Raw genomic sequence first — 25,073 nt, 5'->3', positions numbered from 1 at the left:
CCATTTTAACAGTCTATTACTTAAAAATTTTATTTACTATTATCTATATTAATTTAAATTGTTTTAATCCTTTATAAATTCCACCATTCTCAATAGTATCTGTTCTATATTGCACAATTTTAAGAATCTCTGGACTGCTATTTCCCATAGCAATTCCATATTTTACATACTTAAGCATATCAATGTCATTTAAACTATCTCCAAATGCATATGTATTATCAATATATACACCCAAATGTTTTATTATTGCTTCTATTCCTTTTACCTTTGTAAATCCCTTAGGAACTAACTCAATAAATTCTGTATTATGATATATACAATCAAACTCTTTATCAATAGCTTTAAATGCCTCCTCAAAATTACTACTCTTGGTAACTCTGCAAGTGATTTTATTAATGTGATACTCTTCTCCAGTAATTGGTTTTATCTTATCCCCATGCTTTTCTTTAAATTTTGCCACAGAAAATAATCCCCCCTGAGAAAAATCATCCTCATCCATATATAAATAATCCTGTCCTTCCAATACACAAAGTACGTTATGCTTTCTTAATGCGCTAATGGCATTATTAGCTATTTCTTTTTCTAAATCAATATTATAAATGACATCTCCTTTATATTCCACATAAGCACCGCAAGCTGCTAATACTCCATCAAAACCTAAATCTATTAAATCCTGTGGAATCATTGCCCTTGCTCTTCCTGTTGATATAAATGCATAATGTCCATTATCTTTTAATTCTTTAATTCCCTGAGCTGCACTTTCTGGTACGCCTATTTTATTGTTATATAAAGTTCCATCAATATCAAAAAAAACTGCTTTTCTCTCCATGTTTCCCCCTAGCCAAAATAATATTTCCTATACTTCATAATACAATAACTTATAAAAAAAAGAAAATACCTGAAATTTTAAATCGTTAAATATTATCAGGTTCTTTTTAACCACTGATATTAATTTAATTGTAATTTATTATCATCAAAGGTAATATATATTGTTTCTTTAAAATAATATAATAATGGCATTAATTTTTAATTATGTTGAAGTTTAATTGTAAATTATAAATAAATACTATTAAGAAAGACAAGGTGATACTTGAGTGGATATAAGAAATATTATCAATCAATTGACACTTGAAGAAAAAGCATCGATGTGCTCATGCAAAAATATTTGGGAAACTCAAGATATAGAAAGACTAGGGATTCCTTCGTTAACCTTAGCTTATGGCTCAAATGGTCTTGTAAAAAGATCTGCTACCCTTTCTGACATTATTCCTTCAACGTGTTTTCCTACACCTTCTGCTTTATCATCATCTTGGGATGTAGACTTAGCTTATGCTGTTGGTAAAGCTATTGCAGAAGAATGCGTAGCAGAAAATGTAAATCTACTTTTAGGACCTTCTATGAATATTCAACGCTCTCCCTTAAGCGGGAGAAACTTCCAATACTTTTCAGAAGATCCTGTACTAAGTGGGGAAATTTCTGCATCTTTTATTCAAGGACTTCAAAGTGAAGGTGTAGGTGCCTGTATAAAAGATTATGCCGGAAACAATCAAGAATACCACAGACAAAATATTAACAATATTATTGGTGATCAACCATTAAATGAAATCTATTTATATAATTTTGAAATAGCCGTAAAAAAAGGACATCCCTTTGCAGTTATGGCAGCTCACAATAATATAAATGGAATGCCTTGTGCAGAAAATAAACTTTTATTAACTGATCTTTTGAGGAATCAATGGAATTTTGATGGATTAGTGCTATCAAACTGGTATGGTGTAGATTCGATAATAGACTCATTAATGGCAGGTTTAAATTTAGAATTGCCTGATTCATACATTAATAGTAAATCAATAGTTGATGCTGTTCTAAATGGTGCTTTAGACCCAGCAGTCTTAAATAAGGCTGTGGAAGATATAATAAATATAGTATTTAGAATTGCTCATAATCAAAATTCATATGATACTTATGATAAAGAGAAGCACCATGATTTAGCAAGAGAAGCTGCTGAAAATTGTATGGTCCTTCTAAAAAACAGACACAACATATTACCACTAAAAAGAGAAAGATTAAAAAATAAGAGAATAGCTATAATTGGAGAATATGCAAAGAATCCAAGATATCAAGGTACTGGTACTTCCTCTGTCGTCCCTACGATACTTGAAAATCCTTATAACGAAATAACCAAATTAGTTGGAAATTCAATCAAAATCAATTATGCAAAAGGATATAATACTTCCTCTGATGATACAGGCGAAGATGATAATACTCTCCATAGAGAAGCAAAGAGGGTTGCCAAGGAATCTGATGTAGTTATAATATTTGCAGGGACTCCTGACTCCTATGATGCAGAAAATGAAGATAACAAAGATGCTAATTTACCTGAAAATCAAATAAAGCTAATTAAAGAAATTAGCAAAATACACAAAAATGTTATTTTAGTACTTAACAATGGTTCACCGCTAACTACTTCATCATGGTCTAAATACCCTGATGCTATTTTAGAGGCATGGCTTGCAGGTCAGGCAAATGGAAGCGCTATTGCTAATATTTTATTTGGAATAGTAACTCCATCTGGGAAGTTATCATCTACATTTCCCATGAAGTTGTCAGACACTCCTACTTACCTAGATAATGTTAGTCCTGAAAATCATCTAGAATATAGAGAAGGAATTTTTGTTGGCTATAGATATTATGACAAGAAAGAAATTCCTGTTGAATTTCCTTTTGGTTTTGGATTATCTTATACTACCTTTAACTATAGTGATTTAACATTAAGCAAAGATGTAGTAAGAGATACTGATATTGTTGAAGTAAAACTAAAAGTAAAAAATACCGGCAAATATTTTGGTAAAGAAGTTGTAGAACTTTATGTAAGAAATATAATTAGTTCTACACCAAGACCTGAAAAGGAGCTGAAGGCCTTTACAAAAATACCTCTTTTCCCTGGAGAAGAAAAAGAAGTAACCTTCTATCTTAGTACAAGAGATTTCTCCTACTACGATAGAGCAACAAACTCTTGGGTTGTAGAAAGTGGTCCATATGAAATATTAATTGGTAAGTCTTCAAGGGATATAGCACTATCTAAAAATATATACATTCAATCAGCTTATGTACCAGTTCCTAAATATGCTGAAAATACACTAATTGGCGAATTCTTAACTAACCCAAATGCCAGAGCTGTTATTGAACCAATACTTCAAAATATAGCTGAATTGATTACGGGTGACAAGGAAACCCAAGAAGAAATTATAAATTACCTTAAATACATCCCTATTAATAAATTATCTGTTATAAGTAATGGCGATTTCACCAATGATATGTTAGATAATATCCTTAAATCAGTAAATGCATCTTGATTATTAAATAAATTAATAGAAAGGCGGTGACCATAATTTATAATGACACATTAGTTAATTACTATTCCCAAAGCAACTTAAATTTAGAGTTACTATCTTTCTATAATGATTGGAAGATACGCTACTTAAGGCCTACAAATGATTTTCCTACTCTAAAGGAATATCTATTTTATGCGCTGGATCAGCCTGCTCCTAAAAATGCTGTTACAGTTTCAGAGGCAATGGGCTATGGTATGATAATATTCCCGCTGATGAGTAAATTTGATCTTACTGCTAAAATTCACTTTACAGCAATATATAATTATATAAAATCTTACCAAAGTTTTTATAATCCCAATTTAATGGCATGGCAACAAATTAAAGATTCTAATGGTAATATTATTAATGCTGAAGCTGAAACCTCTTCTGCAACTGACGGGGATATGGACATTAGTTACGGACTGCTTCTTGCACATAAAATTTGGGGAGAAAATGATAAAATCAGCTACAAAAATGAAGCAATCAAAAGAATTAATGCTCTAATGGATAGCTGTGTAAATGAAAATGATTATATCTTAACTCTGGGAGATTGGGTAAAGGGATCGAAAATTAATAAATTCCAATATGTAACTAGAAGTTCAGATTTTTTAAAGTATCATATCCGGGAATTTTGTAAATTTGATGTACAAAACAGTCATAAATGGCAAATGGTGATTAATAAGATTGACTCAATAATTTCTAAACAAATGCAGAAAGAAAGTAAATCAAACGGGCTTATGCCCGATTTTTTCATAAAGTATAAAGATACTTATATAGCACCTAAAATCAAAATCTTAGAAACTGTTCATGACGGAGATTATTACTTTAACAGCTGTAGAATTCCCTGGCGTTACTCTATGGATATTATTATAAATAAAACCCCGGTAACAGAAGAATTGCATACTCTCAATAATTGGATTAAAAAAAATACTTCATATGACCCAGAAAATATAAGCTCTGGCTATTATATAGCTAATGGGCCTCCCGGATCTTCTTTTGGTTCAAAAAACAACTTATCATTTATTGCACCTTTTCTAGTTAGTTCTCTTATAGAAAAAGAACACGATCATTGGACTATTTCCTTATGGGAAACTTTAATACAAAAACCAATAAGCAAATGTACCTTTTATGAAAATACACTAAAACTTTTAGCTATGATAGTTGCTACTGGGAATTGGTATATAGACTAAAACTAGCTGTAAATCAGAGAAGAAATAACAAGTTATAAGTGGTAAGTGAAAAGTTAAGGAGAAACTCGCCTTTGGCAATTTCTAAAAATATTTTTTAGGAAAACCAAAGGCTTTTTTCTTAAAAAATATAAATTATTATTAATGTTAATTCCTATTTTCAATATATAAAGCTTTTCTCATAAAATAGAATCCATATTAGTAATTCTATATTCTATTAATTTAATAATTTTTTTATTAACATGAATAATTTTGTAATTTATGTGAAAAATACAAAAATGAGCTTAAATTTTATAGGAGTGAATTACATATGAAGGTTGGAATTCCTAAAGGACTATTAAATTATAAATATTCTGGCTTCCTTGAAAAATTCTTTTATGAACTCGGAGCAGAAATAGTTACATCCCCTGATACAAACAAACAAATCTTAGATGCAGGCGTAAAACATTGTGTAAATGAAGCATGTTTACCAATGAAGATTTTCCATGGCCATGTAGCGGCTATTAAAGATAAATGCGATATTATCGTTATACCAAGAATAATGCAGCTTTCAGAGCATGAATTTATTTGCCCTAAATTTTGTGGACTTCCAGAAATGATTGTAAATAGTGTACCTAACATGCCCAAAGTTACTATGGCTCCTATTTATGCAACATCAAAGGAAAAATTATATAAATGGGTGCTTTCTACTGGAAGCATGATAACAAATAATAAGAAAAAAATTAAGAGAGCCTATTATGAAGCATTAAACGAGCAAAATAAGTCTCAAATAGGAATAAAAAGTGAAGGTTATAAAATAAATATAGCCTTAATTGGCCACCCCTATAATGTTTATGACAATTTTATTAATATGAATTTAGTAAAAAAACTCAATATGCTTGGCGTCGGAATTATAACAGAAGAATTTATAGATGAAGATTCTATCTCTCTTAAAACAAAAGATTTATTTAAAAGACCTTTTTGGACTTTTGCAAGAAATGCATATGGAGTATCAACATATTTATCAGAAAATAAAAAAGTAGATGGCATAGTATACATATCATCCTTTGCATGTGGCATAGATTCTGTAGTTATAGACTTAATAAAAGAAAAAACTAAAGACTTTCCTTTTTTAATATTAAAAGTTGACGAACATACTGGAGAATCTGGATTTGATACTAGAATAGAAGCTTTTGTTGACATGTTAGAAAGGAGGCAATAACATGAAAATTATGACACCTCACCTTGGAAATGTATATCTCGTTGCCAAGGCTACTTTTGATGCCCTTGGTGTAGATTACCTAATCCCAGAATTCAACAGCAAGAAATCATTAGAAATAGGTTCCATGTATTCACCTGAGGATATGTGTTTACCATTTAAGCTTATGATGGGAAATTATATTCAAGGAATTGAAAACGGAGCAGATACAATAATAATTACAGGAAGCTGCGGCCCTTGCAGATATGGCGAATATTGTGAATTACAAATCAATATCTTAAAAAAACTAGGTCATGATTTAAATTTTATTGTATTAGATAAGCCCTCAGAAATAGGTTTAAAAGAATTTTTAAATAGGATATCCTTTATATCTTCAAATAGTAATAAAACTACGGTTCAAAAATTAAATGCTTTACGCGTTGGATTTAAGGTTTTAAATCTTATTGATAAAATCGAGGCAAAAGCGCATTATTTAGCTGGATATGAAAAAAACAAAGGAGAATGTAAAAGATTGCTAAATAAATGCAGAATTGATGCAGCAAATAGTAATAATCCAAATGAAATGATACGAATATTAAATACTTATGATAAAAGTCTTAGTTCCATAGAAATATATAAAGATAGGAATCCATTAAAAATAGCTATTATAGGCGAAATTTATACAATAATAGAACCATTCTCAAATCTCTTTATTGAAGATAAACTTATGGAATACGGAGTTTCAACTCAAAGAAGGCTTACTCCAAGTTGGTGGGCAAAAGATTCACTCATGTCAGTTCTTGGAATTAATTCATTAGATATACGGAAAGCCTCAAAAGAATATCTTCCATTATATATTGGCGGCCATGCAAGGGAATGTATTGGGGAAGCAGTACTGGCTACGCAAGAAGGATTTGATGGCGCCATTCAAATATTCCCAATGGGATGCATGCCTGAAATTGTATGCAAAGCTATGCTTCCTACTATATCTAAAGATAAAGATTTTCCTATCTTAACTCTTGTAGTTGATGAAATGACTGGAGAAGGTGGATATGTTACAAGGATAGAAGCATTTTTAGACTTATTAGAAAGGAGAAAACAAAATGTATTATCTAGGTGTTGATGTTGGCTCAGTAAGTACTGATATTGTTCTTTTAGATAGTAGCATGAATGTAGTTGAAAAACTATATTTGAGAACAAAAGGAAAGCCAATAAATGCAATTCAAGAAGGTTTCAAAATTCTAAAGGAAAAATATAAAGATGAAGAGATAAATGCAGTTGGAACTACAGGCAGCGGAAGACAGATTGCATCATTTATAATCGGTGCAGATGCAGTAAAAAACGAAATTACAGCTCACGCATGTGCAGCATTAGAAATAGATAAAGACGTTAGAACAATATTAGAAATAGGTGGGCAAGATTCTAAAATAATAATATTAAAAGATGGTATTGCCATAGATTTTGCTATGAATAATGTTTGTGCCGCCGGAACTGGTTCTTTCCTTGATAGGCAGGCCGAACGATTAGGAATTCCAATAGAAGAATTTGGTGATTATGCATTAAACTCAACAACTCCACTTCGAATAGCTGGAAGATGTGCGGTTTTTGCAGAATCCGATATGATACATAAGCAACAGCTTGGCTATAACGAAGCTGATATAATAAACGGATTGTGTGAAGCTCTTGTTAGAAATTATCTTAATGATATCGGTAAAGGCAAAGAAATATGTTCTAAAATATTCTTTCAGGGCGGTGTTGCTGCTAATAAAGGAATGAAATTTTCTTTTGAAAAAGCTTTAGGCAGCGAAGTGTACGTACCTGAACATTATAATGTCATGGGTGCCATTGGCGCTGCAATTATTGCTAAAGAAACAGTTGATAAAACAGGTGTAACTAATTTTAGAGGTTTTGATATAGCAGATTCCAACTTCATTTCTAGTAGTTTTGAATGTGAAGGCTGCTCCAATAGATGTGAAGTTGTAAGAATAAAGAATGAAGATATTATAATAGGCTGTTTTGGAGATAGATGTGGAAAATGGACTAATACCATGAATGAAAAAATTGATAAGGGAGCATAATTTAAAACTATCTAAAATTAAATAAATAATAATCCCCTAAGCACATAAAACCTTAGGGGATTACTTTAATTTAACTACATTTATAATAATATATTTTATATAATATATATTCTAACACTTCACCGAAATATTAAAATTTCCTTTTCAGTTCCTTTTGTAATTTAGAGATACCCTTCCATTGAGTTTTTTCTCTTGAACGTAAGCTCATATTTTCTTTATATTTAGCAAACTCTGCTTCTTTCTTAAGCTTTAAATAATTACTCCACCTTTTCTTAGATAATTCTCCAGTTTCTAAAGCAGCTTTTACAGCACATCCGGGTTCCTTATCATGCATGCAGTCTTTAAATTTGCATCTTTTAGCTAATTCTTCAATATCATCAAATGCTATATCTAATCCTTCTGATACATCCCACAATCCTAGTTCACGCATACCTGGTGTATCAATAATCATAGCATTATTTTTAAGTTTTATGAGCTGCCTATGAGTTGTAGTATGACGTCCTTTACTATCATCTTCACGAATATTATTAACTTTCATTATTTTTTCACCAGAAAGTGCATTTACAAGTGATGATTTTCCTATACCTGAAGATCCCAAGAACACTATAGTTTTAGATTCTCCAATATAAGTCCATAATTCCTCCAAGCCTTCGCCTGTAACTGAACTCACACCTATTATAGGTACAAAAGGAGCTATTTCTTCAATTTTTTCTCTATATGAATTATAATCATCACATAAATCCAATTTTGTCATTATAATTACTGGTGAAGCTCCACTTTGCCACGCTGCTGCTAAATATCTTTCTGTTCGTTTGATATTAAAATCATTGTTTAGTGAAAGCATTATAAATACATAATCAAAATTAGCAGCTACAATCTGTTCCACTTTATTATAAGAATCAAGCCTTGAAAATTTGCTCTTTCTTTCAAGTACGTAATATATAATATCTTCCCCCAACGCATTGTGTTTCACTAGAACAAAATCACCTATAGTAGGATATACATTATATATCTTAGCATTATAGAATAAAGCCCCTTTTAACTTCGCATCATTTTCTCCATACTCGGTCACAATCTTATACTGATCCTTTTGAACTTCAATCACCCTTGCAGGTACTAAATCAGTTGATGATATATTAAGCCCATCTACTTGTTTTTCAAAAAAGTCGTCATATCCATATTGTCTTATATAATTATTCATTTATTTCCTCCATATTAGGCACATGAAAGAAAATAATAGGGATTTACATTTAACCAATCATTTAATTAAATGTGCCATAATTAAAATTTTTTTCTATCACGATATAAATTTTTCATATTACATATTCCTTTCATTGATTGCTTAATTATTCTTAAAAATGGGCAAAAAAATTCCGCAGACACAACCTCAAAAACGGCTGCTATCCACGGATACATTAATAAAACTAATTAAATGAAATTTATATTTCACTTAAATACAATTAAAACTTTCCTTAATAGTCAGTATATTTATGAAAGGTTATTATAGCCGCAAAAATGCATAACAAACAAAGGGGGTACCCCTCTATAAAATCACATTTTCGCCCATATTTAGTTTTAACAAGCAATCACCTTTACACTTGCTTTCATAAAACATTTCTCCTTTCATAATATTTATTGTATTTTACAATAAATACCTTAATAAATAAACAATACCACTTAGAACAATCGTTGTCAATTATAAAAATTAAATTTTCAACTTAATTTAATCGGCTACTCCGAAAATATTATAGTTTATTATACTTCTTTCTTATATAAAAATAAACAGGAAGGCCTAACAAAGTTATAACTACACCATATATTGCACTTGAAAAATCTGTTATAAATGTACTTACTAATATGTACATGCCTCCTACTATGCCTATTAATGGAACAACAGGGTATAAGGGCACTTTGTACGATGATACTAATTCTTTATGTTTTCTTCTTAAAATAAAAATTCCACAAACACACATAACAAAAAATATCCACATTACAAAAACCGCTAAATTGGTTAATGTATCAAAAGATCCGCTTAATACATATAAGCTTGCAAGTATAACTTCAAATGCAAATGCATTAATAGGTGTTTCAAATTTTTCATTAATTTTTCCAAAGAATCTTGGAAAAGGGAATAGATTATCAGTTGCCATGGCAAATGGAATTCTAACTCCAGTCATTAAATATCCATTTAAAGCACCAAAGATAGAAACCATTATTCCTCCTGCTATTAAAGCTGCACCTACGTCGCCAAATAGTATTACGGCAGTATCTGAGGCTGGTTTAGATGAAGCTATTACCTCCTTCACCGGCATAACATTTATTATTGCAATATTAATTAATATATAAACTACTATTATTGTTATCAAACCAATAATTATAGATTTGGGTAGATCCTTTTCTGGATTCTTAAGTTCTCCAGCCATGTTTCCTACACTGATCCACCCATCATAGGCCCATAAGGTTCCAAGTATTGCCGCACCAAATCCCGCTGCTCCTAATGAAGGCGAAGAAACTATTGGAGATGTGAAATCGTGAGCTGTACCATTTATTAATCCAAATAACACTATAAAAATTATTGGAACAAGCTTTCCAATTGTTGATATTACCTGCACCTTCCCTCCAAGCTTAGTTGATAGAACATTTAAAGCCATTACAAAAAATAAAATTACTATGGCTATTATTTTTTGTACCATTGAAGTCATATTAGGGATAAAATAAGTTGCTTGGGTAACAAAAACTATTGATAATGCTGCTGCTACTCCCGGTACATAAATCAAAGTTTGCACCCATCCAAATAAAAATGCCCACTTTTCATTATATAATTCTTTAATATAAACAAATACTCCACCCGTTTTAGGAATTGCGACAGCTATTTCAGCAACAGTTAAAGCTGATGCTATAGTTATAAGCCCACCAATTGCCCATGCTGCTATACCAAACATTGGAGTACCTGCATTCTTAAAAACTGATGATGCTTTGAAAAATATGCCAGAGCCTATAACTATTCCAATAACTATTGTAATTGCCTCAAGCAATCCTATCTCTTTTTTTAAGCCCTTTGGGATATCAGATTCCTCTCTACCAATCTTTGATTCTTTCACCAATAATCATCTCCTTTTTTAATTTTTTATATATAATATTAAATAAAACACTTTTTCCATTGTATAATCCTCTGTCAATTTCGTCAATGCAAAGCATCATTTTGTTTTTCCAAATAATATAATACTGCTTCTATTATTTCTATAATATTAACTCTTTATGTAACTCTCAGAGCTTACTTGCTCTTAACATTAAATTAAATGTTAAGAGCAATATATCCATAAAATATCCTTTCATCAATATTCAAGCCTATCTCCTAAACATAAAATCTCCTAAATCAAAACTTTCATTAAATATTGATTTAGGAGATTTTATTTAGAATAGTATAAATTTTATGGCGTTATCAATTTACATTTACTTTGCGAAAATATATGCTGATTCATTTTCAAGTACAACCTTTAAATTATCCTTTTCTTTTCCAAGTACACTTGCATCTTCTTTTGTAATAAATAATAAAGTATTATCATGGTTATCCTCCAAAAAACCTTCTGCTCCGCCCTCTACCGGAGCCAAGCTAGCATAGAGTTCACTGCTCAACCAATAACTTTGCTCGTAGTGATTTATATATATTATCCATCTTCTGTATTCCGGTAATTCCCCTAGATCCTGAATCAATTCTTGATTTAAATCCATTTCTGGATTAGAAATTCTACTCTTTATTACCTCTTCGCTTTTGCATATGGATATTATTATCATAGCTGTCAAAACAATTTGGGTAATTATATTTCTATTTTTCTCTTTTAAAAGAAGGCTGCATGTTGAACCTATGCTTAATGCCATAGCAGGAAACACTGGTAACAAGTACCATGAAATTTTTGTTTTTACCATGGTATACAATATAAATGGAACTCCAATCCATAACACAATAATCAAAATACGATTTACGATTGTCTTATGTTCTGCATATCTATATCTGTAAAGTAGAACAATACATGCCATAGTGGTACCTACAAAAATCAAATTCCAATAAAAATATGACCATTGTAAATGTTCAATATAATAGCAGTATCCGCCAATATGCCCTTCCAAAACAGTTGATGATCTTGCCACTAAATCGAATTTAACAATAGTTTTAAAAAACTCTATGCCATCTTCCCTATATCTTAAAATACCCCAAATTAAAATAGGACTGCAGCACGTTAGGATTAATAATATTATTTGTTTAATTTTTAACTTAAAAAAGGTTTTGCTGAATATTAGATAAACTATTCCAATAACCATAATGTTACCTGCATGCAAACTTTTTGTTAAAAATGCTAATGCAAAAGAAAATCCAAAACCATATAACCATTTTTCACTTTTTTCTATTAATGCAAGAGAAATCATTGCTATAGTAAAAAAAAATACGTATATTGAATCAGCATCTCCAGTTCTTGCACAATGTTCTGTAATAAATGGTATTGTTGTGGATAAAACAATTGCTGAAATCAACGATGCTAGTCTTCCGTTCATATACAAGCTAAAAGCTGTAATAATTAAGATAGTTATTACTGCTGCAACTCCAGAAATAATTCTTAATCCTAGAGCGTTAAATCCAGCCATTTTATATCCTAAAATTATAGCCCAATAACTTATTGGGGGTTTTAGGTTCCAATAATCATTTTTATATGCATATGTGTTTACTATATAGTTATTATTTTTAATCATTTCATAAGCACTAACCCCATGTCTTGCTTCGTCCCAACTATAGATAGGCACGATTCCTAAATTATAAAATATATTGAAAGAAGCAGCTGCTAATATAGCAATTAAAATAACATAGTACCATTTTTCAATTAAACGAATAGCACTATCAAGTACTTTTGTATTAAATATATCCATATTGCACACTCCTTATATATCTTATATTTATACCCTAATTAACCTTGTTATAATAAATTTATTATTCCTAGACTTGAAATCCTTTATGTATGTTTCATGTACCTTTCACACTTTTGTAATAAAATGATCTTTTAATTATACACACGAAATAGAAATTTAGAGACAAAAAAAGCAGCCTTTATTAATAAAGAGCTGCTTTTTGAGACATTATAATATAAAAATCCTTATAAGCTTCTATATTCTTCTCCCTTTAACTTATTCATTTGTTGATAGTAATTAATTTCATTAATTAACTTTTCCTTATCTTCTGGTAAATTTCCTCTTAATGAAATATAATTTGATGCATGATTACATCTAAAAACTAGCGATTTATTTACATTAATATGCTCTATAAGCAATTTGATTTCATTTAGTATTTCTCTGTCATTTAACACTTCAAATTGCTTATTTATGATTTTATTATGTAGAGCGGTTCCTTTTTCAATCATAAGAGTCAATATTCCCAAATAATCCGGCTCCACGCTGCTCATTATTTCCCCTGTTTTAATAGCATGATTTTCACTCTTTTCTACTCCTCCAATACCAGCTATAACAGTTACTGATAATAAAATATTAGCATCCTTAATCATTTTAGAAGCCTTAAGTAATTCCTGTACACTTGCTCCTTTATTTATATCTTTTAGAACTTCGTCATCTCCACTTTCAACTCCCATGTATACCATTGATAAACCTAGATTTCTAAGTTCTATTAAATCTTTTTGACTTTTAAGTAAAATAGATTTAGGTGATCCGTACATTGTGACCCTGTTGCATTCTGGGAATACTTTTTTTATATATATTAGTATTTCTTTTAATGCTTCTATTGGAATAATTAAAGCATCTCCATCTGCTAAAAATATCTTTTCTACATAAGTATACATTTGCCTAAAATTGTTTATTTCGCGTTTAATGTCTTCCAAAGATTTTATTGTAAATGTCTTCGACTTATACATATTGCAAAAACTGCATTTATTATGGGAACATCCTAAAGTTACTTGCATTATGAGACTATTACGCTCACTAGGTGGTCTATATAATGGATAATCATACATTCTGAAACCTTTCCTCCTTATATGTTATTATTAATTAATAGCCCATTTTTTTGAGTTCCGAAACTATTTCCACATATTTTTCTATTACATCAAAATCTTTATAATCTTCTCTTCTCATATCAATAATATCTCCATGGGAAATTCCACGTCTATATTTATTTCTTAACACACCTTTAAAATTTCCCCATTTAGCTGATTCAACGCACACAAGTCCATCATTTTCTCCTTCTGTCAATTTAACTAAAATATAAGGTATTGTCAATATATAGTCGCTAAACATATTCTTCATTACTGAAGCATAGCTTTGATAATACACTTGCGGCACATCTTTTACTTCTTCATTAAATTTTTTACTATTATAGGTTGAGAACTGCCTGCTTGCTGCATAAAAATCAGGTTTTTTATCACCTAGCAAAGTGTAGTACTTGTCAAACATTCTTGCAATAGCTTTGTAAATCTTATCCGGAATTTTGCATGCCAAGTCCACAAATTTACACCCTTTATGAGGTGAGGAGATCATTGTTAGTGATGCTACATATTTTCCCATATTTAGCTTACTAATCATGTATCTTGCATCTAATCCACCTTTTGAATGTGCAATAATATTTACTTTTTCTGATTTTGTTTCTTTCAACACCTGAAAAATTTTATTTTTAATTTCTTCTGAGTTATATTCAATTGTTCCCCACGCTTCTTGATTACCATAATAAATTGCAGCTCCATTACGAATTAATTCCCTGGGTATTCTCCCCCAGTAATTTATGTATTTTAGATCTCTAAAACCAACCCCATGTACTAATATAATTGGGTATCTTGTCTTACATACTTCTGAATCAACCCTAGCATTGTTATTTATTACTTTATAACATTCATGATCATATTCACTTGCTACCAAATGACATGCATATAGCATTGCAAAAATATTTATTACTGGAATAAAACTCATAAAGGCAACAATGAGTCTTATTACAATATTTAACCTTCTTGATGTATATAAGATACGCAACATTCCATTTGTAAGTAAAGTAAGTATATTAAGAATCACTACAATTATATCTAATACAAATATATGATTTGGAATATCTCTGCCTTGCATTACACCTGACCAAATTAAATATAATAACGTTTGAATAAGTGATGTATATAGTCCATAGAGTACAAGATATCTTCCACCTAGCATTACCCTTAATCTAACATTTACAAATGGCTTTTTACTATATGGGGCTATATTCAACTTTATCCAAACATATGAAATAAAAATTAAAATTTCTATTAAAACAATCCATTTACCTATGATATTATCCAGAATAAATGTATCTCTTACTATAAAAAAGTATCCCAACAGAATAATATGGGGAACAAAAATAAGATATATGCTTATAAAATTTTTATTAACTAATGATATTTTTTTAATAATATCCAACCATACTATACCAAGTATTAATATGGCTAAAAGAAAAACCACCATAAATGAAATCATAATCCAACTCCACCCTTTAAATTATAGTTTTGCTTATCCAAAAAATTATTATATACTACAATAATATATAATACCATAAAAACCCATATATTTTTATACATTCCATAAATTTAACTATACAAAAATATAACCATCCAATTAATTTTACTTAACAGAATAGTTATATTCTTGCTGTACACTTTTTACATAAATTCACCAAAACTCCTTATATATCACAACAGAAATTTAAAAATAATTTGCTAAATTACTTTACTATTTTACAATTCTTAATATTAATTTAACCTGTTGAATAAAAAAAATATATTATAATGTAAATGTTGGATATATATTGTAGTAATTACAAGTCCGAATAAAAAACCTTATTAAATAGTTTTTTCGTCTTTTAACAAAAATATAAAGGAGAATAATCTTATATGACTTTTCTTAGTTTTTATTATGATCAAAAGAAAAATAAGCTTGTTAAAACTTCAACTATAGAAATTGCCTTGGAAAAACTAAATCAGGGTGAATTTGTCTGGCTGTCATTTAACAACCCTACTATCGATAAATTCACCACATTAATTGAACCATTTAAGCTTCATCCTATGTCTATTGAGGATATTTTTGATGAAAACAATGTGCCAAAAATTGATGATTATCCAAAGCACTGCTATATTCAATGCAATGCAATTTCATATTTGGATAAGCAAATCACGGTGGAGCCTGTTAATATGTTTTTTAATAAAAACCTTTTAGTCACAGTTATTTGGGATTCTTCCGATAAGAAACAGCCCCTTTGCGATATGCAAAAAGTCTTTGAAAGTGATCTCAGTATAGCAAAACAAGGACCTGCTTTCGCTGTACATAGCATTCTTGATCATATTATTGATAAAAAACTTGATGCCATTGAAGCAATCGAAGATGAACTAATGCAAATTGAAGATGATATGTTAAACAACGCACTAGACTTTGACCTTTCTGAGCTTCAAAGAATACGTAATGATCTTTTATCTTTGAGGAGAAGCTTCTTTCACGAAAGAGAAATATTAGTAAAAATTTGCCGCATGGATACACATTACGTTCCTGAAAATGCAATTATTCACTATAAAGATATTTACAACCATGTAAATAAATTTTATGATGAAACAGAAAAATGTCGTGAAATGCTCTCAGGTATCATGCAAACTAATTTTGCTTTAGTTAACATCGAAATGTCAAAGTCAGCCAATCGCACAAATGCCTCTGTTAGGCGTCTGACATATGTTACAACCGTTTTTATGCCTTTATCCTTTTTTGCAGGAGTTGGAGGAATGTCAGAATGGTCTATGATGACAGGATCTGAAAACTGGATGATTTCGTATCCTGTCTTTTTGCTGGCAATGGTACTAATAGGTATTGGTAGTTACTTCATATTAAAATGGTTGGGACGTAATGATGAAAAATGCATTTAAATAAGATTAGTATTTATAATCTTATTTAAATCCTTCAATTTTTCTATTTTGAAAACTTCATTTTTTCAGCATATATAAAAAATATAACCATCCAATTAATTTTACTTAATCGGATAGTTATATTCTTACTCTACATTTTTACACTTTTACATATTTATACATTTACATTTTACATTTTTATTTTTGCTTAATCTAATATTTATATAATACTACTATACTTTGTGATCCAGCACCAATAGTCCAAAAAATTATATAATCTCCTCTTTTTATCGTACCCTTCTTAATAGACTCATATAATGCTATTAATGGACTAGTTGTACCAGTATAACCATATTTATCACCTATATATATGCTTTTATCTTCACTTATATCTAAAAGTTCCCTTATTTTTTTTATATTTACATATGCGAATTGCGAAAAACAAAACATACTAATATCGTCTTTTGTTAATCCATTTTCCTTCAACATCTTTTTTATAATGTCTACAGCAGGATAAACGCAGGCTCCACCATCAAATGGCAGCCATTTTAAATTAAGCTCCTCTATATTCTTTGAATTAAAAAAGCTAGAAAAACCACAGCTTGGATACATAATATTATTACTTTCTTCCGTGTTTACATAATATTCAGTATCAATTACTCCACACTCCTCATCAACTTTCTCGAGAATAATTGCACATGCAGCATGTCCATAATTTCCATAACAAAGTTCATTATCAGGATCAGTTAATGAGTGTACATCATCGCATCCTACAACTAGCGCTCTTTTTGCACGTTTTGATGACATTAAATAATTCGAAATATTTTCTAAAGCAATTGTCATACCAGCACAATTTGCATTCATATCGAAGCACATCACATTTCTTCCAGCATTCAATTCTTTATGAATCAGGATTGATGTTGATGGTGCTATGTATTCTGATAGTATTGATGAATAGGCCAATACATCAATATCATCTCCAGTTAAATTTGCTTTATCCAACACAGATTTAGAAGCTTTTACAGCCAATGACAATGTCGTTTCCTCTTCATCATCAAACATAAATCTCCTATCTCTACCCATCACCTCTGCTAATAAATGTTCTACATTCTTATCTTGTTGTTTAAAATGCTTTAAATAAAAATCATTTGAGACAACTTTAGAAGCATGACAAATATCAACAAAACTCAATTTTACTCCCATACAAATCTCCTCAGTTAATATGCGTGAATAAATTATCCCGCCAATGCTTTTTTATCTGCAAATTTAAATTACTTCAATGTTAAGGCCAGAATTCCTACCTATTCTTGATAATTGCATTTTTAATGTAACGTTATTTTCTACCTTTGCCGTAACCTTCTTGAAATTACATTCTTTATACATTTTAAAACAGCCTTCTAACATTGGTAACATCTCTGGCTTTGAAACATTTAAATCTTTTGCATCAAAAGCCAAGATAAATTCTGAAGTTTGTATAGAAGATAATTCCTTTTTGAAATCTTCAATAAAACTATTAGCATCGCTGGCCTCAAACATTCCCCATACTCTTATATTCATCTCCTTTTTACCCTTGTCCACAGACATTTGATACTTCTTCATGCCTATTACACCTCCTTTTTTCATATATTTTATTATTACCACATACATATCAATTTCCAAATCATTTCAATAAAAAAGGTGCCTATTATAAATAGGCACCAAAAATAAGCAAAATTACGAACACATGCTTATTATTACACTTTGGCAACCTGGCAATCATTGAAAAATTCTTTAGACCCATGGCTTTGCGACCTTACCTTTCGATAAGTGTGCTATTATCAATGTATATGATGTTTATATTTTACCCTAATTTGCCATAAATTTCAACAATAATCTTGGTAATTTTACCATTAGAATTATCAAAATCCATTTTAATAATCTACTTGAAACAGCTATAAATTACCTTTTTTAATATTCTTATATTATGTTCATATTCTATGCTTTGATTGTATGAACTGATTCTATAAATTCTTTTTTTACAACTAAAAAATCTTCTAAATCATTTAGAAACTGAAGCAATAATGCTCTATTTTCAAATTCATCTCTGTTTTTTGGCAATTCCATATTTGCATAATCTTTTCTGAGTGAATTTAATTTATTAATAAGTTCAATGCAATCATTATCTTCTTTCAGACTCATAGCAACATCATTGGTAAACTTCGATAATATATTTGTTTGTTCATAAGTCATATAAAATCTTGAAAAATGTCTTTTCATTCTTTTCATTGCATCTAACTGTATTATTCTCATGTCTATATAGCTTACATAGTAATCATTTTTCTTAAATAAGTGATTATTATTAATTATCCGAGCCATTTCTTTAGATTTTTTTATTAACTCTTCAACACTTAATAATATATCATGTTCATATACTGGCACACTCTGAGTAATTAATGTTACTGCCATATCTGATAGCATAGCTCTATAATAATTCTCTATTCTTTCTTTATTTTTTTCAAATTGATCTTCTAAAGACGCTGTATATAAGTTAAACAGCATTGCAACTGAAATACCTATTATAGTTAACTGTGCTTCATTTATAATCCAAGAAGCATCTATATTTGTGCTCGATAGAAGATGCGTAGATAATACTGCTCCTACAACCATACCTTCTTCTATCTTTGAAACCTTTGTTGCAGGAATAAACATAATTAGAAATAATCCAAATATTAGAGGATTATTCCCGAGTAATAAGTATAGTATAAATGACAAAAGTATGGCTAACGCTGAAGCAATTATTCTTCTGCCTGCAACCAATAAAGCTTCCCTTTTTGTTTCTTGAATGCTGAGTATAGCAATAATACCTGAAGTTACTCCAAATTTTAATCCTATATAATTTGATATTGTTACTGCTATCGTTGCTGATAGAGCCATCTTAAATGTTTTTGATTGTAAATACTTTATCATTTTAAGTGTTCTCCTATCCTCAAATACTTTTTCTTACCTGTATATTTACTATGGTTTCTTTTTTTCATTTTATTTTTTATTTACTATAATAATAAATGCACACGTGTTCTAAGTCTATTTTCATTATATACCAGTTAATATATGATGAAAAGAAAAACTAATTTAAGAATAAAATAATAAAATCTGCGTTATGAATGTAAAACTTTCTTTAACATTCATAACACAGATTTTTAATTTATGTTTGACATCACAACTTTTATATTCAATAAAAATTCTATAACCATTTTTTCTATTTAGATAATAATTGATTAACTAATTCTCTACTTTTTTCAATACAATGTCCGCAACCAGTTCCTATTTTAGTAATTTCCTGCACTTCTTCAAAGGATTTAGCCCCATTTTTAACTGCATTGTCTAAATCTTGTACTGTAACGTTTTTACATCCACATATTACTGGGTTTTCACTTATTTTATTTGCTAATAAAAGTTCATTGAATAATACTTTATTATTGGCTACGCATTTTCCACATCCAGTTCCAACCTTTGTAATTTCCTGTGCTTCATCAAAAGTTTTAATGCCATTTTTAACTACATTATTTAAATCATCTACAGTAACATTGTGACATGTACAAATTACATTATTATCATCCATTATATCTTCTCCTTTACATTTTATTACTAAATAAATTATTCTATAAAGTTTTATAACATCTATTATCTTTCCTTTATAATTTTTACAAATTCTGCTTTCTTTTATTCAAAAAATATAATTATTTTCTATAATTCCGATCTTCACTGCAATATTCGCTACTCTTTTCCCTAATTTATTTCTAACTTGTGAAATTTATTTCTGCTATATAAATACTATAAATTTATATATGTTAAAGTATTCTAGACTCACTTTCAGCATATTAAATAAATTTGCCATTTAAATTAATCTTGACATAGAACACTTATAGGAATAAAATATATTTCGTAAGCGAAATATTCTAATACGAAATATTTATAAACGAAATAAATTTTAATATGGAGATGAGATAAAAATGGAAAACTCAAGTAAAAGCATTGAAGTTGCACGACTTTTCCAAGAAGTAATGCACCAATTTAGGCATAATATGAAGAAGGTAATCGGTGAAACAGGTATGTCTGCACCGCAGGGTATGGTTATCGGGTTATTAAGCAAATATAAAAGAATGAAAATTAGTGAGCTTAGTAGTCACCTTTGCTTATCTAATAGCACAGTTTCAGGAATTATAGATAGACTTGAAGCACAAGAAATGGTCATAAGAGAAAGAAGTACAGAAGATAAGAGAGTCGTTTATGTTAGTATATCTCCAAAATTTGAAGATATACATAAATCCTTTCATGAGCATATTGAAAATACTATAAAAAATGCAATGAGCCAAGGAAGTGAAGAGGAACTCAACAAAATTTTTGAAGGACTAAACACACTAAAAAAACTCTTAAATGAGCAACAAAAATAAAAATCACACAATAACGAATTAGGAGATGAGTTAATGATTAAATTATTTAGATTTCTAAAACAATATACCTTTCAAATAATAGCCATACTTTTATTAATCTTTACTCAAGTGCTTGCTAATCTATACCTGCCAACTTTGATGGCAGATATAGTTGATAAAGGTATAGTGCAAAAAGATGTATTTCAAACTATTTCTTTTTTAGGACTAAGCGGTTCTTACAAAGGAATAGATTATATTATTAGAACAGGGGGAATCATGCTTTTAATCTCAGCTGGCGGTGTAATCTGTTCAGTTCTAGCATCCTTCCTTTCATCTAAAACTGCTGTAGGCTTTGCTAAGATTATTCGCGATAAATTATTTACTAAGGTTGAAGGATTTTCGCTACATGAATTTGATAAACTTGGTACAGCAACTCTTATAACAAGAACTACAAATGATGTCACCCAAATTCAGGCAGTAACTGTAATGATATTTTCTATTATGCTTTTCGCTCCATTAACAGCCCTTGGTGGTATTGTTATGGCTTTAAGAGAAGATACTCAATTAACTTGGATTTTCGCTGTAGTCGTACCATTACTTGGAATCATAATTGCTTTAACTTTAAAATATGCTATGCCATTATTTAAATTAATGCAGGTAAAAATAGATAAATTAAATCTTGTGTTACGTGAAGGACTTACTGGGATTAGAGTAATACGAGCTTTCAATCGTATTGAAACAGAAAAGCTTAGATTTGATGATGCTAATATAGATCTTATGAATAATGCAATAAAAGTAAATAAGATTATGGCATTCTTGATGCCAGTAATGATGCTGATTATGAATGTTACAACAATTACAATTATTTGGTTTGGGGCTACTAGAATTGATGCAGGAAACATGCAGGTTGGTTCATTAATTGCGTTTATACAATATGGAACGCAGATTTTATTTGGTTTCTTAATGCTTTCTATGGTATTTATAATGATTCCAAGAGCACAAGCTTCTGCAATAAGAATAAATGAAGTATTAGAAATGGCACCAGATATTGTAGATCCACAAAATGCAGTATTAGCAGATAAAGAAAGTGGACATGTTGAATTTAAGGATGTTAGCTTTAAATACCCTGGTGCAGACCAGCCAGCAATAAGTAATATCACATTTAGCGCTAAGCCTGGTGAAGTAACTGCTATTATTGGTGGTACAGGTTCAGGTAAATCTACCCTAGTAAATTTAATACCACGTTTTTACGATGTAAGTAGTGGTTCGGTCCTAGTAGATGGTGTTGATGTAAGAGAAATGAGTCAGGAAAGCTTAAGATCAAAGATAGGTTTTGTTCCCCAAAAGACTGTCCTTTTCTCTGGAACTATTGCTGACAATATTAGATATGGTAAAAATAATGCTACCCTTGAAGAAATAAAACATGCTGCTACAGTAGCACAAGCTTCAGATTTTATTAATGATATGGACAAAGGCTATGACCATGTTATTGCTCAAGGTGGAACAAACGTTTCTGGAGGACAGAAACAACGTTTATCTATCGCACGTGCTCTAGTTAGAAAACCTGAAATATATATATTTGATGATAGTTTTTCAGCGCTTGATTTTAAAACTGATGCAAAACTTCGTGCAGCATTAAAAGATGAAGTAAAAGAATCCACAGTCCTTATTATAGCTCAAAGAGTTGCAACAGTTATGGATGCTGACAGAATCATAGTTTTAGATGATGGTGAAATAACAGGTATAGGAACTCACAAAGAACTTTTAAAAAATTGTGAAGTATACCGTGAAATTGTAACTTCACAACTTTCGGAGGAGGAATTATCATGAGTGAAAACAGAAACACCAGTAGACAAATGGGCGGCGGAATGGGACACCGAGGCGGTGGACCCATGGGGTCATTTGCAGGTGGTCCAGTAGCCAAAGCAAAAGACTTCAAAGGTACTCTAAAAAGACTTTTAAGTTATTTAAAACCCCAGAGAATGAATTTTATCTTAGTTTTTATATTTGCTATATTTAGTACTATTTTTACTATAGTCGGACCTAAGATTTCTGGCTTTGCAATAACTAGATTGGTTGAAGGTATTGTAGCAAAATTTACAGCTATGGGGCAGAATCAAGCTTTACTTAAAGCAGGAAAAGCTGCCAATATTCCAATCCCTGGTATAGATTTTCCTTATATAGCAAACACACTTTTATTATTACTTGGATTGTATTTAGTAAGCACACTTTTTGGATTTCTTCAACAATATATTATGGCTGGAGTAGCACAAAAAACTGTATACAATCTTCGTAAAGATGTTGAAGATAAGCTTTCACGTTTGCCACTTAAATTCTTCGATTCAAGAACTCATGGTGAGATTCTAAGCCGTGTGACAAATGATGTTGATAATATCGCAACTACACTGCAGCAAAGCCTTACACAGCTTATTACTTCTATTGTTACTATTGTTGGTATCATTATAATGATGTTAACAATAAGTCCATTAATGACATTAGTTGTATTATTGACCTTGCCATTATATATTGGGGTAACAGCTTTCATTGCAAAACACTCCCAAAAGTATTTTGCAGCTCAACAAAAAGAAATTGGTGAACTTAATGGTCATGTTGAAGAAATGTATACAGGCCATAAAATTGTTAAATCTTTTGGTCATGAACGTGACTCTATTGAACACTTTAAAAATATTAACAATAGATTATATCATGCTGGATGGAAAGCTCAATTCATTTCAGGAATAATCATGCCCATGATGAGATTTGTAAGTAATATAGGCTACGTAATAGTTTGTGTTGTTGGTGGCTACTTAGCAATAGAGGGCAAAGTTACCATTGGTGATATTCAAGCGTTTATTCAATACTCTAACCAATTTACGCAGCCAATAGTTCAAACAGCAAACATTGCGAATATAATTCAATCAACAGTAGCTTCAGCTGAACGTATCTTCGAATTACTAGATGAAACTGAAGAAATACCTGACGCTGAAGATGCTAAAGTTATTGTATATCCTAAGGGAGAAGTTAAATTTGATAATGTTGACTTTAGCTATAAAGCTGAGGAACCACTTATAAAAAATATGAATATTGATGTTAGACAAGGTCATACAATTGCTATTGTTGGACCAACAGGGGCAGGAAAAACCACACTAGTTAACTTACTAATGCGTTTTTATGAAATAGGTTCCGGTTCTATAACAATTGATGGTGTTGATATCAGAGATATTAAGCGTGGAGAACTACACAATATGTTTGGTATGGTACTTCAAGATACTTGGTTATTTAACGGTACTATATTTGATAATATTGCCTATGGCAGAGAAGGTGCAACAAAAGAAGAAGTTATTCAAGCCGCAAAAGCTGCTCATGCTCATCATTTTATTAAGACCCTTCCTGACGGATATAATACAGTTTTAAATGAAGAAGCTACAAATATATCTCAAGGACAAAAGCAGTTACTTACAATTGCAAGGGCAATACTTGCAAATCCAACTATTATGATACTTGATGAAGCTACAAGCAGTGTTGATTCTAGAACTGAAATTTATATACAAAAGGCTATGACAGAACTTATGAAAAATAGAACAAGTTTTGTAATTGCTCATAGACTTTCTACTATTAGAGATGCAGAATTAATTCTAGTTATGAATAAAGGAAGTATTATTGAAATGGGTAACCATAATGAACTTCTTGCTAAGAAAGGCTTTTATGCAGACCTTTATAATAGCCAATTTACAGGTGCAAATTTAGATAATAAAGCAGTATAAATAATAACCCTAGGAGCTTTACCAAACTTCTAGGGTTTTCTTTTATCTTTATGTATTTTATAAGGCACATGAAAATAAATAACAAGTCCAAAGTTGTCATGAAATGTTCTGTGTATGCAGCATAGCTGCTTTTTACTAAGGTGTATATTTTTCATCAGGTAAGGAGGCAAGTTGCCCTCATAGC

Annotated in this window: 19 protein-coding genes and 1 riboswitch; of the genes, 9 read left to right on the top strand and 10 right to left on the bottom strand. The window is 30.3% G+C overall.

The genetic code is table 11. The features are described 5' to 3' along the window. Positions 1–43: 43 nt before the first annotated feature. Positions 44–829 (bottom strand): Cof-type HAD-IIB family hydrolase, encoded by a 786-nt coding sequence (locus COL3_RS14905; protein ID WP_008427388.1) that lies wholly within the window; start codon positions 827–829, stop codon positions 44–46. Positions 830–1,094: 265 nt separating this feature from the next. Here COL3_RS14905 and COL3_RS14900 point away from each other — a divergent pair, with 265 nt between their 5' ends. The 5 genes from COL3_RS14900 to COL3_RS14880 all read left to right on the top strand — a co-directional run bounded on the left by COL3_RS14900 (position 1,095) and on the right by COL3_RS14880 (position 7,816). Further along, positions 1,095–3,356, top strand: coding sequence for a glycoside hydrolase family 3 C-terminal domain-containing protein (locus COL3_RS14900; RefSeq protein ID WP_008427385.1), 2,262 nt, complete (start codon positions 1,095–1,097; stop codon positions 3,354–3,356). A gap of 26 nt (positions 3,357–3,382) precedes the next feature. Continuing rightward, positions 3,383–4,564: a glycosyl hydrolase family 8 gene (locus COL3_RS14895; protein WP_008427384.1), complete on the top strand. Its 1,182-nt coding sequence runs from the start codon at positions 3,383–3,385 to the stop codon at positions 4,562–4,564. Positions 4,565–4,871: 307 nt separating this feature from the next. Then, entirely contained in the window at positions 4,872–5,762 is an 891-nt protein-coding gene (locus COL3_RS14890) for an acyl-CoA dehydratase activase-related protein (protein ID WP_008427382.1), read from the top strand. Position 5,763: 1 nt separating this feature from the next. Then, positions 5,764–6,861 (top strand): hypothetical protein, encoded by a 1,098-nt coding sequence (locus COL3_RS14885; protein ID WP_008427380.1) that lies wholly within the window; start codon positions 5,764–5,766, stop codon positions 6,859–6,861. Continuing rightward, entirely contained in the window at positions 6,842–7,816 is a 975-nt protein-coding gene (locus COL3_RS14880; RefSeq protein WP_008427379.1) for an acyl-CoA dehydratase activase, read from the top strand. The genes COL3_RS14885 and COL3_RS14880 overlap by 20 nt, the downstream gene beginning before the upstream one ends. A 130-nt stretch (positions 7,817–7,946) precedes the next feature. On the opposite strand, the gene rsgA is transcribed toward COL3_RS14880, so the two are convergent. The 5 genes from rsgA to COL3_RS14855 all read right to left on the bottom strand — a co-directional run bounded on the left by rsgA (position 7,947) and on the right by COL3_RS14855 (position 15,307). Next, positions 7,947–9,017, bottom strand: a complete 1,071-nt coding sequence (rsgA, locus tag COL3_RS14875; RefSeq protein WP_008427377.1) for a ribosome small subunit-dependent GTPase A — start codon at positions 9,015–9,017, stop codon at positions 7,947–7,949. Positions 9,018–9,561: 544 nt separating this feature from the next. Beyond that, positions 9,562–10,917, bottom strand: a complete 1,356-nt coding sequence (locus COL3_RS14870; RefSeq protein WP_008427375.1) for an amino acid permease — start codon at positions 10,915–10,917, stop codon at positions 9,562–9,564. A 352-nt stretch (positions 10,918–11,269) separates the two neighbouring features. Continuing rightward, positions 11,270–12,736 (bottom strand): glycosyltransferase family 39 protein, encoded by a 1,467-nt coding sequence (locus COL3_RS14865; RefSeq protein ID WP_008427369.1) that lies wholly within the window; start codon positions 12,734–12,736, stop codon positions 11,270–11,272. A 224-nt stretch (positions 12,737–12,960) separates the two neighbouring features. Further along, the gene (locus tag COL3_RS14860; protein WP_008427366.1) at positions 12,961–13,827 is read right to left on the bottom strand and encodes a radical SAM protein; all 867 of its coding nucleotides are present in this window, start codon (positions 13,825–13,827) and stop codon (positions 12,961–12,963) included. Positions 13,828–13,861: 34 nt separating this feature from the next. Further along, positions 13,862–15,307, bottom strand: a complete 1,446-nt coding sequence (locus COL3_RS14855) for an acetyltransferase/hydrolase (RefSeq protein ID WP_008427363.1) — start codon at positions 15,305–15,307, stop codon at positions 13,862–13,864. 413 nt (positions 15,308–15,720) lie between these two features. Here COL3_RS14855 and COL3_RS14850 point away from each other — a divergent pair, with 413 nt between their 5' ends. Continuing rightward, positions 15,721–16,737 (top strand): magnesium transporter CorA family protein, encoded by a 1,017-nt coding sequence (locus COL3_RS14850; protein WP_008427361.1) that lies wholly within the window; start codon positions 15,721–15,723, stop codon positions 16,735–16,737. A gap of 192 nt (positions 16,738–16,929) precedes the next feature. Here the strand turns inward: COL3_RS14850 and COL3_RS14845 are convergent, their stop codons facing one another. The 4 genes from COL3_RS14845 to COL3_RS14830 all read right to left on the bottom strand — a co-directional run bounded on the left by COL3_RS14845 (position 16,930) and on the right by COL3_RS14830 (position 20,314). After that, the gene (locus COL3_RS14845; RefSeq protein WP_008427359.1) at positions 16,930–17,919 is read right to left on the bottom strand and encodes a 3-oxoacyl-[acyl-carrier-protein] synthase III C-terminal domain-containing protein; all 990 of its coding nucleotides are present in this window, start codon (positions 17,917–17,919) and stop codon (positions 16,930–16,932) included. 63 nt (positions 17,920–17,982) lie between these two features. Then, positions 17,983–18,315, bottom strand: coding sequence for a hypothetical protein (locus COL3_RS14840; protein ID WP_035284125.1), 333 nt, complete (start codon positions 18,313–18,315; stop codon positions 17,983–17,985). Positions 18,316–18,455: 140 nt separating this feature from the next. Further along, positions 18,456–18,539, bottom strand: a riboswitch (cyclic di-GMP riboswitch). A gap of 151 nt (positions 18,540–18,690) precedes the next feature. Then, positions 18,691–19,662, bottom strand: a complete 972-nt coding sequence (locus tag COL3_RS14835) for an aromatic acid exporter family protein (RefSeq protein ID WP_008427357.1) — start codon at positions 19,660–19,662, stop codon at positions 18,691–18,693. Between the two features lie 289 nt (positions 19,663–19,951). Next, on the bottom strand, positions 19,952–20,314 hold the full coding sequence (locus COL3_RS14830) for a (2Fe-2S)-binding protein (protein ID WP_008427356.1): 363 nt from the start codon (positions 20,312–20,314) through the stop codon (positions 19,952–19,954). Between the two features lie 391 nt (positions 20,315–20,705). Here COL3_RS14830 and COL3_RS14825 point away from each other — a divergent pair, with 391 nt between their 5' ends. From COL3_RS14825 to COL3_RS14815, 3 genes are read left to right on the top strand one after another with little or no spacing between them, the layout of a single operon-like run. Further along, positions 20,706–21,146, top strand: a complete 441-nt coding sequence (locus tag COL3_RS14825) for a MarR family transcriptional regulator (protein WP_008427355.1) — start codon at positions 20,706–20,708, stop codon at positions 21,144–21,146. 33 nt (positions 21,147–21,179) lie between these two features. Next, positions 21,180–22,955: an ABC transporter ATP-binding protein gene (locus tag COL3_RS14820; protein WP_008427353.1), complete on the top strand. Its 1,776-nt coding sequence runs from the start codon at positions 21,180–21,182 to the stop codon at positions 22,953–22,955. Further along, entirely contained in the window at positions 22,952–24,889 is a 1,938-nt protein-coding gene (locus COL3_RS14815) for an ABC transporter ATP-binding protein (protein ID WP_008427351.1), read from the top strand. The genes COL3_RS14820 and COL3_RS14815 overlap by 4 nt, the downstream gene beginning before the upstream one ends. The last annotated feature ends 184 nt before the right edge of the window (positions 24,890–25,073 follow it).

The organism is Clostridium sp. LS, from assembly GCF_002760435.1.
Lineage (GTDB): Bacteria > Bacillota > Clostridia > Clostridiales > Clostridiaceae > Clostridium.
The sequence above is the reverse complement of the archived record's forward strand: the minus strand, read 5'-3'. Positions and strand labels throughout refer to the sequence as shown.